The 23,794-nt window shown below is 45.1% G+C and carries 25 protein-coding genes; 5 read left to right on the top strand and 20 right to left on the bottom strand.

Annotated features, from left to right (window positions below; genetic code table 11):
- Window positions 1-90: 90 nt before the first annotated feature.
- Window positions 91-306 (bottom strand): envelope stress response protein PspG, encoded by a 216-nt coding sequence (pspG, locus tag R7E29_RS10830; RefSeq protein WP_005381266.1) that lies wholly within the window; start codon window positions 304-306, stop codon window positions 91-93.
- A 164-nt stretch (window positions 307-470) separates the two neighbouring features.
- Entirely contained in the window at window positions 471-1,451 is a 981-nt protein-coding gene (gene dusA / locus R7E29_RS10825) for a tRNA dihydrouridine(20/20a) synthase DusA (protein ID WP_017821727.1), read from the bottom strand.
- A 321-nt stretch (window positions 1,452-1,772) separates the two neighbouring features.
- On the opposite strand from dusA, the gene zur reads away from it, so the two are divergent.
- Both zur and R7E29_RS10815 read left to right on the top strand, forming a co-directional pair.
- Window positions 1,773-2,237, top strand: a complete 465-nt coding sequence (gene zur / locus R7E29_RS10820; protein WP_005381268.1) for a zinc uptake transcriptional repressor Zur — start codon at window positions 1,773-1,775, stop codon at window positions 2,235-2,237.
- Window positions 2,238-2,246: 9 nt separating this feature from the next.
- Window positions 2,247-2,708 carry a chemotaxis protein CheX gene (locus tag R7E29_RS10815; protein ID WP_005381269.1) on the top strand — a complete coding sequence of 154 codons (462 nt, stop codon included), beginning with the start codon at window positions 2,247-2,249 and terminating at the stop codon, window positions 2,706-2,708.
- 100 nt (window positions 2,709-2,808) lie between these two features.
- Here the strand turns inward: R7E29_RS10815 and pgi are convergent, their stop codons facing one another.
- Window positions 2,809-4,461: a glucose-6-phosphate isomerase gene (gene pgi / locus R7E29_RS10810; RefSeq protein ID WP_005381270.1), complete on the bottom strand. Its 1,653-nt coding sequence runs from the start codon at window positions 4,459-4,461 to the stop codon at window positions 2,809-2,811.
- Window positions 4,462-4,767: 306 nt separating this feature from the next.
- Here pgi and R7E29_RS10805 point away from each other — a divergent pair, with 306 nt between their 5' ends.
- Window positions 4,768-5,187, top strand: a complete 420-nt coding sequence (locus R7E29_RS10805; protein ID WP_042523680.1) for a secondary thiamine-phosphate synthase enzyme YjbQ — start codon at window positions 4,768-4,770, stop codon at window positions 5,185-5,187.
- A 38-nt stretch (window positions 5,188-5,225) separates the two neighbouring features.
- Here the strand turns inward: R7E29_RS10805 and alr are convergent, their stop codons facing one another.
- Complete coding sequence (gene alr / locus R7E29_RS10800; protein ID WP_031780779.1) at window positions 5,226-6,302, bottom strand: alanine racemase; 1,077 nt, start codon at window positions 6,300-6,302, stop codon at window positions 5,226-5,228.
- Window positions 6,303-6,315: 13 nt separating this feature from the next.
- Window positions 6,316-7,716 (bottom strand): replicative DNA helicase, encoded by a 1,401-nt coding sequence (locus R7E29_RS10795; RefSeq protein ID WP_005382759.1) that lies wholly within the window; start codon window positions 7,714-7,716, stop codon window positions 6,316-6,318.
- A gap of 221 nt (window positions 7,717-7,937) precedes the next feature.
- Here R7E29_RS10795 and R7E29_RS10790 point away from each other — a divergent pair, with 221 nt between their 5' ends.
- The gene (locus R7E29_RS10790; protein WP_005381276.1) at window positions 7,938-8,702 is read left to right on the top strand and encodes a DUF481 domain-containing protein; all 765 of its coding nucleotides are present in this window, start codon (window positions 7,938-7,940) and stop codon (window positions 8,700-8,702) included.
- A 77-nt stretch (window positions 8,703-8,779) separates the two neighbouring features.
- Here R7E29_RS10790 and rplI read toward each other — a convergent pair whose 3' ends face one another.
- From rplI to pilM, 14 genes are all read right to left on the bottom strand, one after another.
- On the bottom strand, window positions 8,780-9,232 hold the full coding sequence (gene rplI / locus R7E29_RS10785) for a 50S ribosomal protein L9 (RefSeq protein WP_005382760.1): 453 nt from the start codon (window positions 9,230-9,232) through the stop codon (window positions 8,780-8,782).
- Between the two features lie 33 nt (window positions 9,233-9,265).
- Window positions 9,266-9,493, bottom strand: coding sequence for a 30S ribosomal protein S18 (gene rpsR, locus R7E29_RS10780; RefSeq protein ID WP_000090472.1), 228 nt, complete (start codon window positions 9,491-9,493; stop codon window positions 9,266-9,268).
- A gap of 16 nt (window positions 9,494-9,509) precedes the next feature.
- Window positions 9,510-9,812, bottom strand: coding sequence for a primosomal replication protein N (gene priB, locus R7E29_RS10775; RefSeq protein ID WP_005381298.1), 303 nt, complete (start codon window positions 9,810-9,812; stop codon window positions 9,510-9,512).
- Between the two features lie 8 nt (window positions 9,813-9,820).
- A complete protein-coding gene (gene rpsF, locus R7E29_RS10770; RefSeq protein WP_005381299.1) occupies window positions 9,821-10,210 on the bottom strand; it encodes a 30S ribosomal protein S6 in 390 nt (129 codons plus the stop codon).
- A 244-nt stretch (window positions 10,211-10,454) separates the two neighbouring features.
- Window positions 10,455-11,126 (bottom strand): ribulose-phosphate 3-epimerase, encoded by a 672-nt coding sequence (gene rpe / locus R7E29_RS10765; RefSeq protein WP_042523676.1) that lies wholly within the window; start codon window positions 11,124-11,126, stop codon window positions 10,455-10,457.
- A gap of 92 nt (window positions 11,127-11,218) precedes the next feature.
- Window positions 11,219-12,058: a Dam family site-specific DNA-(adenine-N6)-methyltransferase gene (locus R7E29_RS10760; protein ID WP_005382762.1), complete on the bottom strand. Its 840-nt coding sequence runs from the start codon at window positions 12,056-12,058 to the stop codon at window positions 11,219-11,221.
- A 69-nt stretch (window positions 12,059-12,127) separates the two neighbouring features.
- The gene (locus R7E29_RS10755; protein ID WP_033907307.1) at window positions 12,128-13,639 is read right to left on the bottom strand and encodes an SPOR domain-containing protein; all 1,512 of its coding nucleotides are present in this window, start codon (window positions 13,637-13,639) and stop codon (window positions 12,128-12,130) included.
- Between the two features lie 52 nt (window positions 13,640-13,691).
- Entirely contained in the window at window positions 13,692-14,792 is a 1,101-nt protein-coding gene (aroB, locus tag R7E29_RS10750; RefSeq protein WP_005381318.1) for a 3-dehydroquinate synthase, read from the bottom strand.
- A gap of 32 nt (window positions 14,793-14,824) precedes the next feature.
- Window positions 14,825-15,343, bottom strand: a complete 519-nt coding sequence (gene aroK, locus R7E29_RS10745) for a shikimate kinase AroK (RefSeq protein WP_005381319.1) — start codon at window positions 15,341-15,343, stop codon at window positions 14,825-14,827.
- A gap of 187 nt (window positions 15,344-15,530) precedes the next feature.
- Entirely contained in the window at window positions 15,531-17,276 is a 1,746-nt protein-coding gene (locus tag R7E29_RS10740) for a type IV pilus secretin PilQ (RefSeq protein ID WP_054577257.1), read from the bottom strand.
- A 25-nt stretch (window positions 17,277-17,301) separates the two neighbouring features.
- Window positions 17,302-17,817 (bottom strand): pilus assembly protein PilP, encoded by a 516-nt coding sequence (locus tag R7E29_RS10735; protein WP_005382766.1) that lies wholly within the window; start codon window positions 17,815-17,817, stop codon window positions 17,302-17,304.
- The gene (locus R7E29_RS10730; RefSeq protein WP_054577258.1) at window positions 17,807-18,400 is read right to left on the bottom strand and encodes a type 4a pilus biogenesis protein PilO; all 594 of its coding nucleotides are present in this window, start codon (window positions 18,398-18,400) and stop codon (window positions 17,807-17,809) included. Before R7E29_RS10730 ends, R7E29_RS10735 begins: the two co-directional genes overlap by 11 nt.
- Window positions 18,393-18,968, bottom strand: a complete 576-nt coding sequence (locus R7E29_RS10725; RefSeq protein WP_054577259.1) for a PilN domain-containing protein — start codon at window positions 18,966-18,968, stop codon at window positions 18,393-18,395. Before R7E29_RS10725 ends, R7E29_RS10730 begins: the two co-directional genes overlap by 8 nt.
- A complete protein-coding gene (pilM, locus tag R7E29_RS10720) occupies window positions 18,952-19,968 on the bottom strand; it encodes a type IV pilus biogenesis protein PilM (protein ID WP_017821733.1) in 1,017 nt (338 codons plus the stop codon). Before pilM ends, R7E29_RS10725 begins: the two co-directional genes overlap by 17 nt.
- A gap of 144 nt (window positions 19,969-20,112) precedes the next feature.
- Between pilM and R7E29_RS10715 the strand changes: the two genes are divergently transcribed.
- A complete protein-coding gene (locus R7E29_RS10715) occupies window positions 20,113-22,674 on the top strand; it encodes a penicillin-binding protein 1A (RefSeq protein WP_005381325.1) in 2,562 nt (853 codons plus the stop codon).
- A gap of 53 nt (window positions 22,675-22,727) precedes the next feature.
- Here the strand turns inward: R7E29_RS10715 and oxyR are convergent, their stop codons facing one another.
- Window positions 22,728-23,639 carry a DNA-binding transcriptional regulator OxyR gene (gene oxyR / locus R7E29_RS10710; protein WP_005381326.1) on the bottom strand — a complete coding sequence of 304 codons (912 nt, stop codon included), beginning with the start codon at window positions 23,637-23,639 and terminating at the stop codon, window positions 22,728-22,730.
- Window positions 23,640-23,794 lie beyond the last annotated feature (155 nt).

Raw genomic sequence — 23,794 nt, 5'->3', positions numbered from 1 at the left:
TACTCCGAGATAGCTGATATTCACGTAGAGGACGTGAGAGGAAATATACCATATTCTCACGCCTCTCCATCAACTAAATGATGTTACTCATTATTTATAGCGGGGCTGAGCGACGTAATTCTTGAAGAACCAAATACCCAATGCAATCACGATTAACCATGGTAATAGTTTAAGTACCGCTCCAACCATTCCCAGTAAAAACATCACAACTAACGCAATACCAGTTGCTGCGAATACGGTCATCATTGTGATACCCGTAACCAACAAGGTCGCCGCAAAGACTAAAATAAAGATTAGCTCCAACATAATCACTTCTCCATTTGTTTTCAATAAACAGAGCAGTTTCCATACCAACTTACAGAAACGAAGTTAAGATTATGATTTTTAATAAAAAAACAAAGCCAGAGACATTTCTGCACTCTGGCTTTATCATTCTTTAGTTGGTAATTTTAGCCATTCACTGGCGAATTTTACACATTCAATTCTTTTGGAATCTTAGCTAGCGCGTCTTGCAATACTTCTAGACCAGAACCTGGTTTGTGCGCATTTTCACTGATATGACGACGCCATTGACGAGCACCGGGCATGCTTTGGAACAAACCTAACATGTGGCGGGTAATATGACCAAGGTACGCACCTTTCGCTAATTGCGCTTCAATGTATGGATACATCTCTTCAACAATTTCGCTGCGTTTCTTCACTGGAGCATTAGAGCCAAACAACTCTTGATCTACCGATGCCAGTAAATATGGGCTTTGGTATGCTTCACGACCAATCATCACACCGTCAAGATGCTGAAGATGTGCTTTTGCTTCTTCTAATGATTTCACGCCACCGTTAATCGCAATCGTTAGGTGTGAGAAGTCTTGCTTCAATTGGTAAGCGCGTGGGTAATCCAATGGTGGGATCTCACGGTTTTCTTTTGGGCTTAGACCACTTAACCATGCTTTACGTGCGTGGATAGTGAACTGCTCGCAGCCACCCTTTTCTGAAACAATAGAAACGAAATCCGTTAGGAATTCGTAAGAGTCTTGATCATCAATACCAATGCGAGTCTTGACTGTTACAGGGATATCGACCACGTCTTTCATTGCTGCGACACAATCCGCAACTAACTGCGGTTCAGCCATTAGGCAAGCACCAAATCGACCGTTTTGTACGCGGTCAGATGGACACCCCACATTTAGGTTAATCTCATCGTAGCCACGCTCTTGCGCTAGCTTGGCACACGTAGCCAAATCTGCTGGGTTTGAACCACCAAGTTGAAGGGCTAACGGATGCTCTTCTTCGTTATAAGCCAGGAAATCTCCTTTTCCATGAATGATCGCACCTGTCGTCACCATTTCAGTGTACAACAGGGTTTCTTTGGTCATTAAGCGATGGAAGTAGCGACAATGACGATCAGTCCAATCTAACATTGGTGCTACGGAGAGCCTGCAAGAATGAGTCATGATATAAACACCCGTTTTTATGTTGCCAAGGTCGAGCGCAGCAGTACGCTCAAAAAATAAGTCGGGTATTGTATACCCAAGCACCTCTGGGTGCTAGTTTCAGCGAGAATGATTTGGTTGGCTGACTAGCCAAGTGCTTAGGAATACGCAGAAGTAATACGAATCTGTCATTCGTTGATTCATTCTGTGATGATTATTCCGCCTTCACACCACCACCGACTTGCTTTAATTCATGATTTTCGTTCTGATAGTGGGTAAAATGAAGCATTTCTAAACGAACTTCGTATAGAAATGATTTATCATAGAGCACGTCCGATAGTTATGGTGAAAGGTTTGAACCCAACAATCATTGAACAAATTGAAAGTATCTGCGCAGAGCGTGGAGTACGACTGACTCCGCAACGCCGACGCGTATTTGAACTCATTTGTTCTAATCGCCGCGCCTCAAGTGCGTATGAGCTATTGGAGCAACTAAAAGAGAGTGAGCCTCAGGCTAAGCCGCCCACTGTTTATCGAGCATTAGATTTTCTCCTAGAGCAAGGCTTCATCCACCGAGTGGAATCGACAAATAGCTTTATTACTTGTTGTTCTTTCAATACTCAGCAGCACTTTTTCCAATTACTAATTTGCGATAAATGTGGTGATGTCGTTGAACTCGAAGATGAGACGCTGATATCCTTGTTAGCCGAAAACGCCGAGAAGCATGGATTCAAACTGACCAACCAAGTTATTGAAACTCATGGTGAATGCCAGGCCTGTTCCTCCGAGACGAAAGAAAAAGTATAGAAGAACGTTATGCGCGCTGAATTTGTAAACCCGTTTTTAGCTTCTTTAATGAACGTGCTAAAAACTATGGCTTCTCTTGAGCTGAAGCCACAAAAACCGCGAATCAAAAAAGATGAGATCGCACGAGGTGACGTTTCTGGTCTGATTGGTATGGTAGGCCCACAAACTCGTGGTTCAATGTCGATCACCTTTGATGAAGCACTCGCCCTAGAAATCATGCAGAACATGCTTGGTGAACGTCCAAATGGGCTCAATGAAGAAGTGACCGATATGGTGGGTGAGATCACCAACATGGTTACTGGTGGTGCGAAACGCATTCTGGCGGAAAGTGGTTTTGACTTTGATATGGCAACACCGGTTGTGGTTTCGGGCCGAGGTCATACGATTCGCCACAAGTGTGAAGGCTCAATTATTATCATGCCTTTCTCTTCCCAATGGGGAAATGCCTTTATCGAAATTTGCTTCGAATAAAAGAGAAAAAATAGGTTGGCACTGGCCAACCTATTTTGTTTTTGCCTCAGGCAATAAAAAGGTCAGCATTTGCTGACCCTTTTCTTTATCTATTCAAACATTAAGCTTTGAACGCTTTAAATGCGTTGATTAGACCGTTTGTTGAGCTGTCATGCGAGCTGATTTGAGACTCGTCTGCAAGCTCAGGTAGGATTTGGTTAGCCAGTTGTTTACCTAGCTCCACGCCCCACTGGTCAAAGCTGAAGATATTCCAGATAACACCTTGTACGAAAATTTTGTGTTCGTACATTGCGATCAAGTTACCTAGCGTACGAGGCGTGATTTGCTTCACTAGAATAGAGTTTGTTGGACGGTTACCTTCAAACACTTTGAATGGCGCAATCGCTGCCACTTCTTCAGCATTCTTACCTACTTTCACCAACTCTTCTTTTACGGTTTCTTCATTTTTACCAAACGCTAGAGCTTCAGTTTGCGCGAAGAAGTTAGACATCAGTTTTTGGTGATGATCGCTAGCTGGGTTGTGGCTAATTGCAGGTGCAATGAAGTCACATGGGATAAGCTTAGTACCTTGGTGAATTAGCTGGTAGAACGCGTGCTGACCGTTGGTACCTGGTTCACCCCAAATGATTGGGCCAGTTTGGTAAGTTACAGCATTGCCGTCACGGTCAACGTATTTACCGTTTGATTCCATGTTACCTTGCTGGAAGTACGCCGCGAAACGGTGCATGTACTGATCGTAAGGCAGAATAGCTTCTGATTCCGCACCGTGGAAGTTGTTGTACCAAATACCGATAAGCGCAAGGATCACAGGGATGTTGCTTTCTAGATCTGTTGATACAAAGTGCTTGTCCATCTCGTGAGCGCCATCAAGCAGCTCAACGAAGTTGTCGAAACCTACTGCTAGTGCAATTGATAGACCGATCGCAGACCATAGTGAGTAACGGCCACCAACCCAGTCCCAGAATTCAAACATGTTCGCTGTATCGATACCAAATTCAGACACGGCTGTCGCGTTTGTTGAAAGCGCAGCAAAGTGCTTAGCCACATGAGCCTGATCACCCGCCGATTCTAGGAACCAATCACGAGCAGTGTGCGCGTTAGTCATGGTTTCTTGTGTTGTAAACGTCTTAGACGCGATCAAGAATAACGTCGTTTCTGGGTTAACTTTCTTCAACGTTTCAACGATGTGTGTACCATCAACGTTAGATACGAAGTGAAGGTTTAGATGATTTTTGTATGGCGCTAGAGCTTCCGTCACCATGTAAGGGCCAAGGTCAGAACCGCCGATACCGATGTTCACAATATCGGTAATTGCTTTGCCTGTGTAACCTTTCCATTCACCGCCGATAACGCGCTCAGTGAATGATTTCATTTTTTCTAGAACCGCGTTCACTGCTGGCATTACGTCTTCGCCATCTACCATAACTGGAGTATTAGCGCGGTTACGTAGTGCAGTGTGAAGAACAGCGCGACCTTCTGTTTGGTTGATCGCTTCACCACTGAACATCGCTTCAATTGCAGATTTCAGCTCGGTCTCTTTCGCAAGAGCAAACAGGTGCTTCAGAGTTTCCTCATTGATGAGGTTCTTTGAGTAATCGACTAGGATGTCTGAGCCGAAACGTGCAGAGTATTTGTCGAAACGCGCTGCGTCTTGAGCAAACAGCTCTTTAAGATCCATATCTTGTGCAGATTCGAAATGCGCCGTTAGCGCTTTCCAAGCTTGTGTTTGCGTTGGATTGATATTTTTCAACATGGTCTTTATCCCGATGTTACAGTAGGTTCCATTCCTTACAGTCTAGCGAAAACTGTGGAATCCCCGATTTAGCAAATAGAATATAAATTAGATGTTTGGGCAAATTGCCACAAAACAAGTCTTTGTAATTTTTTTTCAGGCGCCAATTATGACCGAGAGCTTTTACACTCACATTGAGTTAGGTCACGTTCCCTGCCCTGAAATTGAACAATTCATTTACGATGACAAGAATCATATCATTTACTAATGACAGGCTCTAATTGGAATAGGATAGACGCCAATTTATAAATTTCCAAAGGAACACGTATGTGGGCACAAAAAACACTGCAATTAAAAGCGAGATGCCGCGGTTTTCACCTGATAACTGATGAAATTGAACAACAATTACCACAAATAAACGAACTTTCAGTAGGTTTATTACACTTATTTATTCAGCACACCTCCGCCAGTTTGACCTTAAATGAGAATGCTGATCCAACCGTGCGTATGGACATGGAAGCGCACTTCAATAAGTTTGTGCCAGAGCGTGCTCCTTATTATCAGCACACCTATGAAGGTGACGACGACATGCCGGCACATATTAAAGCATCACTGCTTGGCAGTAGTGTGACGGTACCAATCCAAAATGGTCGATTAGCTTTAGGAACATGGCAAGGTATTTACTTGGGTGAGCATCGAGACTTTGGTGGCGGCCGCCGCGTTATTGCTACGATTAACGGTGAGTAGATAAAACAAAGGCTAACCTTGGGTTAGCCTTTCATTGTTTATTTTGAGTATTCCATCTCGACGCGAGGCGTTAGCTTAGTCACGAGTTCATACGCAATCGTACCAATGTGACCCGCCACTTCTTCTACTGGGAGCTCTTTCCCCCAAAGAATCGCTTCGTCGCTGACTTTATCCGTTGCGTCTGGTCCCAAGTCGACCGTCAGCATATCCATGGAAACTCGACCTGCAATAGGTACTTTACGGCCATTAACCCACACCGGCGTACCGTTTGGAGCACTTCTTGGGTAACCGTCGCCATACCCTACAGCGATGACACCCACTTTTGTATCTCGCTCACTGGTCCAAATACCACCGTAGCCAACACTTTCGCCCTTCTTCACTTCACGTACCGCAATAAGGTGGGATTTAAGTGTCATAACAGGTTGATACCCAAGATCTTGCGCCGTTTTGTCATCGAATGGCGACACACCATACATGATAATACCCGGACGAACCCAATCTAAATGGCTTTGAGGCCATGCCAATAACCCCGCAGATGCCGCCAGTGAACGTTCCCCTTGGCAACCAGAAGTCAACGATTTAAACCGCTCAATCTGTTGTGGGGTAATATCGCTATCCAGCTCATCTGCACAGCCAAAGTGGCTCATGTAACGCAACGGTTTCGCTACATTTGGACACTCCTTTAGCCGCGTTACAAACTCGTCATATTGTTCAGGACGAACCCCAAGGCGGTGCATGCCACTGTCAATCTTCAGCCACACGACAACCGGAGTTTCAAGGTCTGCTTGCTCCAAGGCGATAAGCTGCTCTTCACAGTGCACCACGGTTTGGATGTTGTTCGTCACAAGAACAGGTAAGTCACCAGGAGAGTAAAAACCTTCTAGCAATAGAATCGGCTTTACTACTCCACAAGCGCGCAGTTGCAATGCTTCTTCAATACGAGCCACACCAAACGCATCCGCATGGTTAGCATGTTTTGCAACATGACGTAATCCGTGACCATAACCATTGGCCTTGACGACAGCCATCACTTTACTTTGTGGCGCTTGAGCTTTTACGCGCTGTAAGTTGTGCTGCAACGCAGACAAATCAATGCACGCCTTGGCCGCTTTCATATAGCTCATGGGATTACTCATCATCAATATCGAATGCAGGACCCGCGTAGTTGTCGAAACGCGAATGTTGACCTTGGAAAGTGAGGCGAACAGAGCCGATAGGACCGTTACGCTGTTTACCAATAATGATTTCGGCCGTACCTTTGTACGGACTATCTGGGTGATAAACCTCATCACGGTAGATGAACATGATCAAGTCAGCATCCTGCTCGATGGAACCGGATTCACGCAAGTCCGAGTTTACTGGTCGTTTATCCGCACGTTGCTCTAGGGAACGGTTTAGCTGCGACAGTGCCACAACAGGCACATTTAGCTCTTTTGCCAGCGCCTTAAGAGAGCGCGAGATCTCAGCAATCTCAAGAGTGCGGTTATCGGTTAACGAAGGCACGCGCATCAACTGAAGGTAGTCGACCATGATCATCGACAGACCGCCATGTTCACGAGCGATACGGCGAGCGCGCGAACGCACTTCGGTCGGAGTTAGACCAGAGCTATCATCAATGTACATATTTTTCTTCTGCATCAGGATACCCATAGTAGAAGAAATACGCGCCCAATCTTCGTCATCTAGCTGACCCGTACGGATCTTGGTTTGGTCTACACGAGACAAAGAGGCCAACATACGCATCATCAACTGTTCAGCTGGCATCTCTAACGAGAAAATAAGTACGGGCTTTTCTTGTTGCATGGCCGCATTTTCACACAAGTTCATCGCAAAGGTCGTTTTACCCATCGATGGACGCGCTGCGACAATCACCAAATCAGAGCCTTGCAAACCTGCGGTTTTCTTATTGAGATCGGTGAAACCGGTATCGACCCCCGTAACACCATCTTGTGGCGTTTTATACAACAACTCGATACGTTCTAACGTCTTTTCGAGGATGTTGTCGACGTTTTGTGGTCCTTCGTTTTCACTAGTTCGAGACTCGGCGATAGCAAAAACTTTACTCTCCGCCATGTCTATTAAATCTTCAGAACTGCGACCTTGAGGGTCATAGCCCGCGTCCGCAATTTCATTCGCGACACCAATAAGGCCACGAACAATCGCACGCTCAGCGACAATATCAGCATACGCATTGATGTTAGCTGCACTTGGCGTATTCTTCGCCAAGTCAGCGAGGTAAGCAAAACCGCCTACATCTTCTAACAACTCGTGACGCTCTAGATATTCCGATAAAGTAATAAGATCGAGAGGTTTACCCGCTTCAAGAATGGTTTTTACACCTTCAAAAATCAGGCGGTGTGGACGACTATAGAAATCACTGCTCACAACACGTTCGGCAACGGTGTCCCAACGTTCATTATCCAGTAAAAGACCACCAATTACTGATTGCTCGGCTTCTAGTGAGTGAGGTGGCACTTTAATTGCGTCGACCTGACTGTCTGAAGGTTTGCGATTTCTGTTTTCCGCCATGACTTTGCTCGATAACTACTATTGACCCACGATTATAACCTTAACCTAACTGAGATGCTTCCCCGAAGCGACAATTACTTGTTAAGAAATCATCATGTGAACCACCCGGGTAATAGCCTGGTTCTTCCGCCTAGCTCTAATAAAAATTAACCTACCATTGACCCAACCAAATATCTGTATCAGTATCATGCCCCTCCTTTTTGATTACGTTCGAGGTTGATGTGTCCCGATACTGGTTACTTAGCTTTAGCCTACTGTGCGCTAGTGCATCGTATGCTGACGAATCAGTACAGCCAGAGCAAAATATTGATGTACCCGACCCACTAAAAACCGAGGTGGAGTTCGGCTATCAAGCTCACACAGGTAACACGGACTCTCGTTCCCTGAATGCTCGTTTGAGTGCTGAATATACGTCAGGTCGACACCGTTCTAATGGTGAATGGAAGTACTACAACTTGTACAAAGACGGTGAAGAAGACAAACGCTCATCCACCTACTCCCTACAGAGTGACTACAAGTTAGGCCCTAAGACATATTTGTATGGCAGCTTTAAAGGAGTGGATTCTCGCTACAGTGCTTATTTTAAAGACTATACGTTGTCAGGTGGTTTGGGTTACCAGTTCTCCTACACTGAGAACTTCATTTTAGAGGTAGAGGTAGGCCCTGGTTTTCGCTATCAAGAGCCAAACTTAGACGAAATAGATGATGACGATATTGTCTTTCCCGATATCGTTAGAGAAGGCATTTTTCGAGGAAATATCAACACAACTTGGCATGCGTTGGATAATTTAAGTTTCGCAGCTGATATTACGTTGGTAACAGGTAGAAGTAACACACGTACTGATAGTGAACTCAGTGTAACCAATGATATTACTGAAGATATTGCACTGAAACTGGCGCACTCTCGTCAGTATCACGATAAAGTGCCTGAAGGCTTAAGCAAAGCAGACAGCGTATTTTCCGTTAATTTACTTTTCGCTTTTTAACCCTTTTTCTCTCAGTTTTAGAAATAAAAAAAGCACCTCCAAGGAGGTGCTTTTTAGTATTTCGTCTTGATACTGAATTACTCAGCAGCAACAACTTGTAGGTTAACTGTCGCGAAAACTTCAGAGTGAAGTTGAACGCTGATCTCGAACTCACCAGTGTTACGTAGAGCACCTTCAGGAAGGCGAACTTCGCTCTTAGCAACTTCAACGCCTGCAGCTGTGATAGCGTCAGCGATGTCACGAGTACCGATAGAACCGAATAGTTTGCCTTCGTCACCAGCTTTAGAAGCGATAACTACCGCTTCTAGAGCGTTAACTTTCTCTGCGCGAGCTTCTGCAGCAGCTAGTTGCTCAGCAACTTTAGCTTCTAGTTCAGCACGACGAGCTTCAAACATTTCAACGTTAGCTTTAGTTGCCATAACTGCTTTACCTTGTGGGATAAGGAAGTTACGAGCGTAGCCAGATTTAACGTTTGCAGTATCGCCAAGACCACCTAGGTTACCAATTTTATCAAGTAGAATAACTTGCATTGCTTAATCCTCTTTCTTAATAAAATGAACCGATTACTGATGCTTGTCAGTGTACGGTAGTAGAGCTAGGTAGCGTGAACGCTTGATAGCACGTGCTAGTTGACGCTGGTACTTAGCGCTTGTACCAGTGATACGGCTAGGTACGATTTTACCAGCTTCAGTGATGTAGTTTTTAAGAGTTGCTACGTCTTTGTAATCAATCTCTTGTACGCCTTCTGCAGTGAAACGGCAGAATTTACGACGACGGAAGAAACGAGCCATGGGCTATCTCCTGATCTTAAATTTGAGTAATGTTGTCGGCGTGTAACACTAATTTTCCCACGCCATTTCGGCCGGTTTGATAAGTGACAAAACCACTTACCTTAATGTTACTGCCTTGAACTAAATTCTGAGTTAGTGCTTGTGACCCAAGCCCGCTGACGACTACCGGCATACGACAATAAACTTGTCGAGGTAAGTCAGCTTCGATAATAGTAGAGCGATGCTCCAGCCAAAACCGACAGTGTTCAATGCCACCAGGGCTTTTACTACGAATGGGCGGTTTGGCAATGGTGCCGCTCAGCTCCATTCGATTGGCCATAAGAAAACTTACTCAGCAGCTTCTGACTTAGCTTCAGGCTTAGCTTCAGAACGCTCTTCACGACGTGGAGCACGCTCTTCTTTTTGCTTAAGCATGATAGATTGCTCAGTGATCGCTGCTTTAGTACGCATGATCATGTTACGTAGAACTGCATCGTTGAAACGGAAAGCAGTTTCTAGCTCATCAATTACAGCTTGGTCAGCTTCAACGTTCATAAGAACGTAGTGAGCTTTGTGAAGCTTGTTGATTGGGTAAGCCAGTTGACGACGGCCCCAGTCTTCTAGACGGTGGATTTTACCGCCAGCTTCAGTGATTGAACCAGTGTAACGCTCGATCATGCCAGCAACTTGCTCGCTTTGATCTGGGTGCACCATGAATACGATTTCGTAATGACGCATTGGTTGCTCCTTACGGATTATTCAGCTTCCACAAATGGCTCAGTCGTCCAGAGGAAGCAAGGAACTAAAGATAATTGACTGAGTTTAAGGAGCACGAATAGTACAGAAAGGGCGTAAAATAGGCAAGTGATTATTTGCTCATCGCAGCGGATATTTAATTTCTTCTAATACTAGAAAACACAAAGGCTGCCAACAACATGGCAGCCTTTAAAATCAGTGTGTTATTGCGCTGGCTTATCGGTGCTTAGTTAACTTCAGCCAGTTCAGCGCGCATTTGATCGATCACTTGTTTGTAATCTGGCTCACCGAAAATCGCCGAGCCTGCGACAAACATGTCTGCGCCCGCTTCTGCAATTTCACGAATGTTGTCAACCTTCACACCGCCATCGATTTCTAAGCGGATATCACGACCAGACTCGTCAATCATCTTACGAACGGCACGCAGTTTATCTAGTGTATGAGGAATGAATGATTGGCCACCAAAACCAGGGTTTACCGACATCAGTAGAATCATGTCGACTTTATCCATAATAAATTCAAGACTTGCAAGTGGCGTTGCTGGGTTTAGTACCACACCAGCCTGACAGCCGTGCTCTTTAATTAACTGCAGTGTACGGTCTACATGATCAGAAGCTTCTACATGGAACGTAATCATCGACGCACCCGCTTTTGCGAAATCAGGAATAATACGGTCAACGGGTTTCACCATTAGGTGAACATCGATTGGCGCTGTGATGCCATAATCGCGTAGTGCTTTACACACAGGCGCACCAAAAGTCAGGTTTGGTACATAGTGGTTATCCATAACGTCGAAATGCACCACATCCGCACCCGCTGCGAGTACTTTTTCTACATCTTCACCGAGACGAGCAAAATCTGCCGATAAAATGGATGGAGCAATAAGAAAATCTTTCATACCTGACCTCAGTAGTAATGAGCAAACAATCTGCGCGCAATTCTACCGAAGCCAGTGGGGAGATCCACTATTTAGATATAATAGTGTGAGAATTAAGAGCTTGATTTATCCATGTCTGGGGCATGAAAAAGTGCAAGTAGCTCATCAACTTTATTACGACCGTTACCATTACGGCTAATGGTACGCTTTACTTTTACCACATTAAGATCCGCACCGTGATACAACCGACGTGTCAAGGTAGTGTCGTGGTTAGAAATCAACACAGGAATGCCACGTTCAGTCGCTGTTCTTTCAGCAATGTCGGCTAATGCAGCTTGGTCGTCCAACGTGAAACCATTACCTGCGTATGAGGTGAAATTTGCCGTATTTGAAAGCGGCGCATAAGGTGGATCGCAATACACGACGCTCCCTTTGCGCGCACGACGAAATGTTTCAGGATAACCTTCACAAACGAACGTAGCTTTTTTGGCTTTTTCTGCAAAAAACTCCAATTCCGCCTCAGGGAAATACGGCTTTTTGTAAGAGCCAAACGGTACATTGAAGCCACCTTTTTTGTTGTAACGGCATAGGCCATTAAAACCAAAGCGGTTCATGTACAAAAACGCTAAAGAGCGGTACATCACGTCATCGGTTTTATTAAACTCAGCGCGAATGTGTAGGTAGGCTTCTTTGCGGTTGTTCTCAGCGACAAACCAACGCTTCGCTTCAGAGATATACTCTTCAGGGCGTTCTTTCAGCAGGTTGTACAGATTGATCAAATCTGGATTGATATCTGCAAGTAGATAATGGTCATAATCGGTATTCAGAAACACTGAGCCCGCACCAACAAAAGGTTCAACTAGCTTTCGAGCCGGCGGCAAATGACGTTGGATGTCTTCAACCAGTCCGTATTTTCCTCCTGCCCATTTAAGAAAGGCTCGTTGCTTTTTCATCTACTGCTCTATCTATCGACCAAAAATTAAGGCTGCGGAATGTAACATATTTTTCAGGGAAGCTCAGGTTTATTTCACTCGTTCAATTTCACGGTGAACCTGACGGAGTGATTTTGCCCAAGGACTCACCGACTTAACCGAATCTGGCAAGCTTGCGACGGCATCACGAGCCATTTGAATTGTCGGATAATCTTGATATGTGATGATATACCACTCGGTGTCATTACGAACGGTAGGATAAATTCGCACTTGATTATTCAGTTGATGCTCATTGAGAAAGGATTGTACATCTTCCATTGAGGTCATAGCTGCGAGTTGTAAAGTATAAGCTCTTGGCGATAGCGCTTTTAGTTCTTCACGAGCAAATGAAAACTTCACAACAGGTTGGTTTGCCTCACCCTCTTCTGACTGAGCAGGTGCTTGCGTCATATCTTGATTCGGTTTTACGACTTTAATCAAAGGGGAGCTAGTTTCATCGGCGGTTTCTGTCTTCTCAGTACCTACGACATCATCAATCGCTTTTGTGTCTGCTGAATCAGCTTTACCTTCAAGCAATGCATCGACCACATTCGACTCAATCACCACTCTTTGTTGATTGTCATCACTGCCTACGCTCGCTACTTCTTCTGTCACAGCTGGCGGTAATGAATCAGAATCATCAACCGCACCAGACTTATCAAGACTGCTAGAGCCATCGGTTACAGGTTGCAGTGAAGACTGCGCTGCACTGACTCCTGACTCTTCAAAAGTTGGAATAGCCGTTTGCTCTAAACTGCCAGCAATTTGCTGCGCTTTATCATCAGGACTTGGTTGACTAAGCATCCACCAATAGCCACCAGCAGCAAGCAACAGTAAGACTAATACCACCAACGCAATATTCAGGGGTGAACCGACAATCGAGCGGATAATGATCCTTTTTTCCACTTTCATCTCTCCTAACGCCATGATGTCACCCGGTACTGGGTCGACTTTTTTAAATGCATCTCGAACCCGTTTCTCAGACTCATCATCGACGTAGCGCGCAACAAGTGACTCAAAGAAACGACGAGCTTCCACTTCGGACAACATATCAATATCAAGCTCAACAGGCTTTATCTCTTGTCCATAACTGAGACGTGCTAGCAAACCGTCTAAACGTCCAGACTGTGTAAACAGTAAGACATTGATGGTCCAATTTGGCTTATGGTGCGCCTCTAAGACCAGCATCCAAAGCTCAGAGATAAGTGTCTCACTCAATAAATGCGCATCATCTACAACAATTGCAATGTCACACGCCTCATCACCTAAAAGCCTTTCAAGGCTATCAAGTAAAGGCTCTTGCTGATTAAACAATGCGTCTGAAACCAGTTGACTCAAAATAAGGACGCGATGCTGCACATCGTCTTGATTAGAATGACAAAGTAACAAACATTGATTCTTGTTACTGGCACCCACTTCAAGGTATCGCTGCGCTAACCAAGATTTCCCGTACCCATCATGACCATTAATCGCAATGAGATTGGAACCAAAGTTAGTCAGTAGACCTAATCTATCAAGCAACTCGATTTGAGAATCTAATTCCAGTACGTGAGCAACACTCATCTAATAACCTTAATACACTACAAGAATGACGCCCAAAGGCGCCATTACAAGGTTAAATATCGCGACCGAAGTCTATTGCCTGCTTGAGTACGTCTTGCGTCGTATCAGCAATTACCTCGGCAGTGCCAATGCCTGTAGGCAAAACCAATCGTAATTGACCAGAGAGGACTTTCTTATCTCGCATCATGTGCTTGATGAAGTCATCGAAATTCATACTGTCTGGAGTATGCACAGGCAGTTTTGCACGACGCAAAATCGCAACAATACGCTCAAATTGCTCTTCCGAGATCAGACCGCGTAGATGCGACGTTTTGGCCGCCATAACAGTGCCGGAAGATACCGCTTCACCATGCAGCCAATTGCCATAGCCAAGTTCCGCTTCAATCGCATGACCAAAGGTGTGACCTAAGTTAAGCAAAGCACGGATGCCCGATTCTTTCTCATCCTGAGCCACCACTTCCGCTTTTATTTCACAGCAACGTGCGATCGCATAAGTTAGTGCTTCTTCATCCAACGCATACAAGCGTTCAAGATTGTCTTCTAACCATACAAAAAAATCTGCATCGTAAATAATGCCGTACTTAATGACTTCGGCGATACCCGCAGCGAACTCACGTTCAGGCAACGTCGACAGGCAGTTCGTATCAATGATCACGGCTTTAGGTTGGTAAAACGCACCTATCATGTTCTTACCCAACGGATGGTTAACCGCGGTTTTTCCACCAACCGAAGAGTCCACTTGGGATAGTAATGTGGTCGGTATTTGAATAAAGTCGACCCCACGCTGGTAACAGGCAGACGCAAAACCCACAAGGTCGCCAATAACACCACCACCTAACGCGATGATCACAACATCACGAGCATAACTCCCTTCCAGTAAGAAGTTCATTACTTGATTAAATACATCCAAGTTTTTGTACTGTTCACCGTCAGGCAATTCTAACAAGGATGCACTACAGCCGAGCTGCTCGAGTTGCTTTAAAATTTTGTCTGCATACAAAGGCGCCACTGTGACATTACTGATCACAACAACTTTTTGTTTTGCATTTTTGTTTGAGAGAACTTGAGAGAGGTACGCCGGGTCCTCAAATAACCCGGCGCCAATAGAGATTGGGTAGCTACGCTCAGCTAGGTTGACCGTAATCCGTTCCATCGGTTTGCTCCAATTAAAAAAAAGATAAAGACTTATCTCTCTTCTAGCATTTTTACGATCTGGTTGGCTACCACTTTTGCACTTTGATCGTCAGTGCGAACAGTGTAATCCGCTACTTCTTCATATAAAGGATTACGTTCTTCAGCTAATTGCTCCAGTACTTCGCGAGGGTTATCCGTTTGAAGTAAAGGACGCTTCTTGTCGCGGTTTGTACGCGCAAGTTGCTTTTCAATCGTCGTTTCTAAGTAAACAACAACACCACGTGCCGAAAGACGATTGCGGTTTTCTTTGCTCTTAACAGAGCCACCGCCAGTCGCAAGCACGATGCCTTGCTCTTGTGTTAGGTCTTCAAGTACCGCTTCTTCACGCTTGCGGAAGCCTTCTTCACCTTCTACATCAAAAACCCAAGAGATGTCTGCACCAGTGCGCTCTTCGATCACTGTATCGGAGTCAACAAACTCCATATGCAGTTGCTGTGCTAGATGTCTACCAATTGTACTTTTGCCGGCGCCCATTGGGCCAACAAGGAAAATATTACGTTTCTCAGCCATGTTTAGCAGTAATTTACAACATTGATTCAATAAGATCGCCACAAGAAAACACAGCTAAACTGCTGTTCTACAAGGCTTGTGGCACCAGTTCCTCACAGATAATTCGTGATAAGACCCGAAATTATCCAAGCATGGTGCCACTATTGCAACTTTATTTTTGATTTAATCAGTTTTTCCCGAGACAGAACTACTGAATCACCACCTTAGGCGTGACGAAAATTAACAGCTCACTTTTACCAACATTTTCATAACTTCGACGAAAAAGCGCACCTAATAGCGGCAGGTCGCCCAACAAAGGCACTTTGTCCACCGAGTTAGTAATGCTGTGCTGAAAAATACCACCAAGAACGACCGTTTCACCGTTATTCACTAACACTTGCGTCCCGATACGTTGAGTATCAATCGCAACAGCTTCACCAGTGCCTGTCTTCACGACTTGTCCTGGTCTATCTTGCGTGACACTTAAATCCAACACTAAGCGGTTATCCGGTGTGATTTGCGGGGTCACCTTCAAACTTAATACCGCCTTTTTGAACGTCACCGTCGTTGCACCACTTGATGATGACTCAAGATAAGGAATCTCTGTACCTTGTTCGATATAGGCAGGCTTCTTATTGGTAGTGATCAAACGTGGGCTCGAGATAATCTCAGCTTTAGACTCTTGTTGCAGCGCAGAAAGTTCCAAATCAAGTAGTGTGTCTGATCCTAACTTCGCTACTTGGAAAGCAAGACTGGTCGCATTCGGGCTGGTTGCAGCTAAGTTTACATTTAGGAAGTCATCGATCCCTACTCCATCACCGTCACCACCGTCATCACCCCCTTCTCCATTATAGAGACCGATCGTGGCAAGGTTGTTCTCAATAGAACCGCCCACTGTATTACTGCCATTAATAGACGTAAAACCCCAACGAATACCTAGCTCGTCCATGTTACCTTCATTTATGGTCACAATACGCGCCTCAATTTGAACCTGTTTAACTGGAATATCCAAAGACTCAATAATTTCTCGAATCACCTCGATGTTTTCAGGTAACTCTCTAATCAATAACGAGTTAGTTCGCTCATCAATGGTCATACTGCCGCGCTCTGACAGCATGCTGATATTTCCTTCACCATTGATCATCTCCGCAATGTCTGATGCTTTAGCAAAATTAACTTTGATGATTTCAGATGAAAGCTCTCCCATTTCTTCCGTCAGTTTTTGTTTTTCTAACTGCTGCTTCTCACGCAAGTCCAGCTCATCAGTCGGAGCAACTAAAATCACGTTGCCATCGACACGCTTATCTAACCCCTTAATTTGCAAAATAATATCCAGCACTTGCTGCCAAGGGACACCATCAAGACGAAGCGTGAGGTTGCCTTCGACAGAGTCGGAGACAACCAAATTAAATTGGTTGTAATCAGCAATAAGCTGCAAAACATTTCGCACAGGAATATCTTGGAAGTTAATCGAAATAAGCTTACCTTCTCTTTCTAAAATGCTTTTATCTGGGGCTTTCTCATTGGGTTTGATCTTCGCTACTTTGATTTCCAAAAAACGCCCCGTTAAACGGTAATCATGCATGTATTCTTCATTGATGTTCGCAACCAAGCGCGTCGTCGAGGTGTCGCGAAACACTTCTACGCTCTCAACCACAGTCGAAAAATCTTTCACGTCTAGGAGATACAATTGCTCGTCTTTTACTGAAGTGTTAAGCAAATCGATACTTAACCCTTCCTGTACACGCTTGATATCTACAATCGCAGCCGGTGACGCCAATTCGACGACAATCACGGCGTCTTTATCTTTATTAGTTCGAAAGTCGATACTTTTTAGGGCATTGGACGAAACTTCTTCAGCTGCCGCTAAAGGGGCTAAAAATACAAACAACCATAAGGAGAAGAGCCCAGTAAGTATCCTTGGTGTACGTGTTAATCCTTGTCTCATTTTCATTACTCAATATCAAAAATAAATGGGGCTATCTCAAAGCCAACTTAACTTTACGTTTTTGCCAACATCCTAAGCCGTCGGGCAACGTTTCATTAATCAACAAATAGGAGTGGCTGACATGGGTCACTTTGCCATTATTGCGTCCAAGGTATTGACCCGGCTTAACTTTATAGACGGTGCCATTGGGAGCCTGAACGAGGCCAGAAACCGTGTTATCCATGCCCATGACCCCTTTCAAACGTAATTGGCTTAATGGGAATTTTTCTAATTTTCCAGTTCGCCTTCTTGAGGGCGGTTGCCAACAATCTTTTCTTGCAACTGGCTGAGTCGCGATGGTGGCTTCTTTGGGCAATTCAAAGGGTGCACGCTGTACTTCCGGTGCGTACGTGACTGCAACATACTTGTCTGCGGGCTTAAGCTTCTCGACCTCTCGACGCGCCTGTGTTTCCACTCCTCGAATAAAATCCGTCAATGATTCATCATTCGCCTGGCAGCCCATCAATAGAGAACCCATCAGTACCAGCAACAAAGACTTACTTGTCATTTTTCGTCTCCTCCGGCTTAAACTGATAGGTGTTAGCGCGCACCCGAAAGTGCAGAGTTTCGCTCTCTTGGCTGACACGTTGCCAAGTCACATCTTTAAACGTGATGATTCGAGGTAGCGTCGCTATCGCCTGAGAAAAATGGCCGATGTCATGAAAGTCACCCGTTAACTCAATGTTTAAAGGGAGACGATAAAGGAAGTGCTCTGATTGTTTTTCGCCCCAGTCGATTCGGGTGAAAGTCAGCTTATTGTCGATGCCAAGTTCATTCACTGAAGCGAGCATTGTAGCCAGCTCTTTTTGCGCAGGCAGTTGCTGCAGCAATAACTCGTAACGGGTGGTAAGTTCATCCAATTGAGATTGAAGCTGAGGCAACGCTGCCACTTTGTTCGCTTTGATCTTCAATGCCACCTTGAGTGTCTGCTCCTGCTGGATCAAGTGATTCAACTGTTCTTCTTTCGGTTTAAGGTAAAACCAATAACCTAAGCCTTGAATCACCATGATCAGAAGCGCGATTACTATAATCTGGGGCAACAATGGCCACTCGGCCATTTCATCGATTTCGAGATCCTGCCAATCAACCACGTTGAGCCTCCAATTTCTTCTCCGTTACTTTGAACATGAAAGACACTTTGAATGTTTGAAACTCTTTCCCAAAACGGGCTTTGCCGTGAACGATGGAATGCATTTCTACGTCGTTCAACTTGGCCGAGCGCTCCATGTTGTCCAGCATCGTGGCAAGTTTTGGAGTGCTATCAGAGATCCCAGAGATCTCAATTTCCAGATCATTCATTTTGATCTTGTCGACATATACACCTTCAGGGATAACGGCAGGCATTAAGTTCATGAACTCGGTCGTTTTGTTTCGTCCGTTTTGTAAACCTTCAACGACCTTTAGGCGTTCGAGGATTTTGCTGTGCTCTTGCTCTGCAATTTTCATTGCTTCAATACGCTGGTCGAGTTCGGCAATGTAGTGAGTGAGGTAATCGAGCCGATCCTGTTGTTGATCTTGTTGGTACTCAAAAAACTTTCCAATACCCCACTGGATGCCAACAGCGACCAACATGCCTAATGCGACCAAACTGATGAAACGACGTCGGTGCTCTTCTCTTTGATTCTCTCGCCAAGGAAGTAAATTAATGCGATAAAGCACGGGCGCCTCCTAGCCAATGAATGCCACGAACGGCCAGTCCGGCTGCTGTTGAGAAATGCTGCCAATCCACAGCACGACGCTTACGCTTAGACACCTTCATCTCGAATAGCCCTAGCGGATTTAGCAATTCACACTCTAACGACAATTGTTGAGACAACTCTTCTGCGAGCATGGGAGTGGAGGCCCCCTCCCCTGATAACCAGATACCCTTGATGTTTTGTGAGCCATTGATTGAGGTATAGAGCTGCATCTGGCGCTTTACTCGCTCTATGATTTGACGGTTAAACAGCTCTGTTTTCTCCTGAGCATCATCGGACAGAAAATCGACTGGAGAAGCGCTGTTTGCTCCGCGTGTGCCGTAAGCAAACTCTTTGTGAAACAGTTCACCTTGTTCGGTAAACATGGTGAAGGAGCTCGATAAGGTGCCAATATCGAGTAAGCAGTATTTGTTTTTGTCAGGAAAGCGATCGGCGGTGAGCTTCCAGATATGACCAAGGCTTTGCGAATGCACGTCCACTAAAACAGGTTTTAGTCCGGACTTTTGTAATGCATCGACTCGGCCTTCTACCACATCTTTTCTTGTCGCAAACACTTGATAGCTATCACTGCCACTCTGCCCGCCCTCAGCGCGAAGACGAACGAAGTCTAAACTCAGCTCTTCGACAGGGAATGGCGATTGATGAGAAAAGGCTTGTATCACTGCAAACTCAACTTCACTCTCTTCAAGATTTTGTTCTATTTGCAGTTTCTTGCTAATTACCGAGTTATCAGGAACTGAAATCGCAACTTTTTTAGCGCCAAAAGGCAGTTCTTTTTTTATCTGCTTGAGGGTCTTTACAATTTCTTGATGATTTATGGTGTTATTTTCAGCGACAATACCTTCCTTTAGTAATATTTCTTTGTAACCCAACAGAGCGTAATTGTTGCCTGTGGGTTTAAGTACTACGGCTTTGAGGCTGTTATGGCCTATATCGATGCCGGTAACGATTAGCTTATCCATCTCTTACTCTCGCTCCGAAATTTCTTCGTGCAAAGGTTGTTATTAGCATCCAAATAAGAGTTAATATCTCTTATGTGCTAAATTTTTGACCTAAGAGTACAAGGGTTTGCCGTTACACAGCCTCAACCAATCAGGGATTCTCCGGTGAAGTTCATAAAGCGTTTATTATTTTTAACATTGATTTGCATAATTCTTGGAGTCACCACAATATTTGGCTTCTATCAGTATGTGAAGCCTGAATTGCCAGATGTTGCAACTCTAAAAGACGTTGAATTACAAACACCTATGAAGGTGTTTAGTCAAGACGGGAAGCTGATCGCACAGTTCGGTGAAAAGCGTCGTATTCCTGTTACTTATGACGAAATTCCTCAAGACTTAATTCACGCGCTCATCGCAACCGAAGATAGCCGTTTCTACGAGCATCCTGGTATCGACCCTATCGGCATCACTCGTGCAGCTGTTGTTGTTGCGGTTTCAGGCTCGGCTAAACAGGGTGCAAGTACGATTACGCAACAGCTAGCTCGTAACTTCTTCTTATCTAATGAGAAGAAGATCATGCGTAAGATTAAAGAGATTTTTATTGCTATCCATATTGAGCAGCTTTTAAGTAAGCAAGAAATCATGGAGCTTTATGTCAATAAAATCTTCCTTGGTTACCGCTCATATGGCTTTGGTGCTGCCGCTCAAGTGTATTTTGGTAAGAGCCTTGATGAATTGACGTTAAGTGAGATTGCAACACTCGCTGGTATGCCAAAAGCGCCATCAACCATGAACCCAATTTACTCTCTTGAGCGCGCAACAAAACGCCGTAACGTTGTATTAATGCGAATGCTTGATGAGAAATACATTACACAAGAGCAGTATGACGAAGCACGCAATGAACCTATCGTGGCGCGTTATCATAGCGCTGAGATTGAGCTTTCCGCACCTTACGTAGCAGAGTTGGCTCGTGCATGGGCAGTAAAAGAGTACGGTGAAGAAGAAGCTTACACCTCTGGCTTGAATATCTACATGACTGTGGATTCTAAACTGCAAGATGCTGCAAATACGTCTGCGGTAAATAACCTCTTGTCATACGATGAACGTCATGGCTACCGTGGTGCAGAAAGTGTGCTTTGGAAAGAAGGGGAAGCGGCCTGGGACAATGAGCAAATAGAAAAGCACCTGAAGAAACAGCCAACTTATGGTGACCTTTACCCTGCGGTTGTGACGAAAGTCGATGATAAGACGGCACAAGTATGGGTTAAGAACCATGAAGAGCAAACCATCCCTTGGACTGGAATGCACTGGGCGCGTAAGTACATTACTGATAACCGCCAAGGCTCAACACCAAAGTCAGCGCATGATGTGCTAGCGACAGGTCAACAAGTTTGGGTTCGCGAAGTAAGTGAAACCGATGAAGATGACAACACAACACTGAGCTGGAAACTGAGCCAAGTGCCGACAGCAAACACCGCGTTTGTTGCGATGAACCCAGAAAATGGCGCGATATTGTCGCTGGTTGGTGGTTTCAACTTTGTTCACAGCAAGTTTAACCGTGCAACCATGTCAGTGCGTCAGGTTGGTTCAAGTATCAAGCCTTTCATCTACTCGGCAGCAATTGACAAAGGACTGACTCTAGCCACTTTGATTAACGATGCGCCGATTAACAAGTGGGATGCAGGTTCTGGTTCAGCTTGGCGACCAAAAAACTCACCACCGACTTATGGTGGTCCAACGCGTCTTCGCCTCGGCTTAGCTCAATCAAAAAACGTCATGGCAGTACGTACACTCCGTGAAGTTGGCCTCGAGGAGACACGTCAGTACCTTACTCGTTTCGGTTTTGATATTAACCAAGTACCACGCTCTGAGACCATCGCACTCGGAGCTGGCAGCTTAACACCAATGAAAGTGGCACAAGGTTACTCTGTGTTTGCAAACGGTGGTTATTACGTTGAACCATTCTATGTAGAACGCGTGGAAGATGCATTCGGTGAAGTACTGTTTAAAGCCAATCCAAAGAGTGTTTGTCATAAGGATTGTCCACAAATGAGCGAGCAGCCAGAAAATCGCTACGCTGATGAATTTGGCGAACAAGACGTCGCAATTGACGGCCTTGCAACAGACAATGCCCTTGAAAATGATGAACCTCAATATGCACCGCAAGTTATCTCCGAACAGAATGCATTCTTAATGCGTGAGATGATGTACAGCAACATTTGGGGTGGCGGTAACTGGCGTGAAGGCACAGGTTGGAATGGTACAGGCTGGCGCGCGCAAAAACTTGGTCGTCGTGATATCGGGGGTAAAACGGGTACAACGAATGATTCCAAGGATGCTTGGTACAATGGCTATGGACCTGGTGTCGTTGCGATAGCTTGGGTTGGCTTTGATGATCACTCACGTGCACTTGGCCGCACCACTGTTAACAGCAACCTAGGGCAAGGCCAAATTTCTGGTGCCGAGTCGGGTGCGAAAACCGCAGAGCCTGCTTGGATTGACTTCATGCGTGTTGCGCTAGAAGGGACGCCGGAGCAAGGTAAAAATATTCCAGAGGATATTATTCGAGTTCGTATTGATCGCAACAGCGGTATGCTAACGCACAAGGTAGATAGCACATCAATGTTCGAATACTTTGAAAAAGGCACGGAGCCTACCGAATACGCTGGCGACCGTTTAGAAGATAGTATTTACTCTTCAGGCTCTGGCGCAGAAGAACTGTTCTAAATCACAAAAGCACAAGGGAGAGCATCAAGCTCTCCCTTTTTTATGTCTGCTTCTTATGCTGCAGCATTCAATGATGGATAAGAAGCCAACACCTCTTTAATCTTCGCTGCTAAAGCTTCAAACCTAGCTCGTAATGGTGAGCCCGGACGATATACGAGAACGATATTACGCGAGGGTGTTGGGTTAACAGCTGGTACGTAGCATACGCCATCTTTTTGCTTCTCATTAGGGATAGAAAGCTGAGGCAATAACGTAATCCCCGCACCGGCAGCAACCATATTGCGTAACGTCTCCAAGCTGGTGGCTTTAAAACGCTCATCGTCTTTTGCACCAGCGGCAAAACAAAAACCTAACGCTTGATCTCGCAGACAGTGGCCGTCTCCCAACGCTAAAACGGTTTTACCATTCAGCTCCAACATATCAACATGGTCGAGAGAGGCCCACTCGTGGTCACATGGCACTGCGACACTTAATGGCTCTTGATACACTTCGATCTCTTTAAATGGCGCAGTTTCATCAACCGAAGCTAAAACTAAGCAATCTAGTTTGCCTTCTTCCAATTGACGCACTAATTGATGTGTTTGAGCTTCGTGCAGAAATAGCTCCAGCTCAGGAAATGCTTCTTTTATCTGCGGCAGAATTTTGGGTAGTAGATAAGGCCCAACCGTCGGGATGAAACCAATATGCATCGGTCCAGTCATGGCTCCGCTTTGACCGCTTGCCATATCTCTGAAGGTTTTCACTTCACTTAAGATGCGTTTAGCCTGCTCCACCAGCTGTAACCCTGAATCGGTAAACAAAACACGTCGGCTGCTTCGCTCTAAAAGCGTGGTCCCGAGTTCGTCCTCTAGTTTACGAATTTGCCCACTCAATGTTGGCTGGCTAACAAAACATGCCTCTGCCGCTTTGCGAAAGTGCTTATGTTCCGCAAGTGCAACTAAGTACTCAAAATCTCGAATATTCATACTTCACGCTTCGCTTCTTTAACAATAGCTAATACCTATCAAAACCATAACACCAAACGATTAGAGCTATCAAAGGATTTTTACAATAATGGGCTCAACAAAACGAAACAGAGCGACGAAAAACGCTAAGCTCTATACGCATAATTTAAAATAGT

Origin of the sequence: Vibrio sp. Vb1729 (genome assembly GCF_033338655.1) — a bacterium.
In the GTDB taxonomy this organism is placed as follows: Bacteria; Pseudomonadota; Gammaproteobacteria; order Enterobacterales; family Vibrionaceae; genus Vibrio; species Vibrio alginolyticus.
This window is presented reverse-complemented; position numbering and strand designations above follow the sequence as displayed.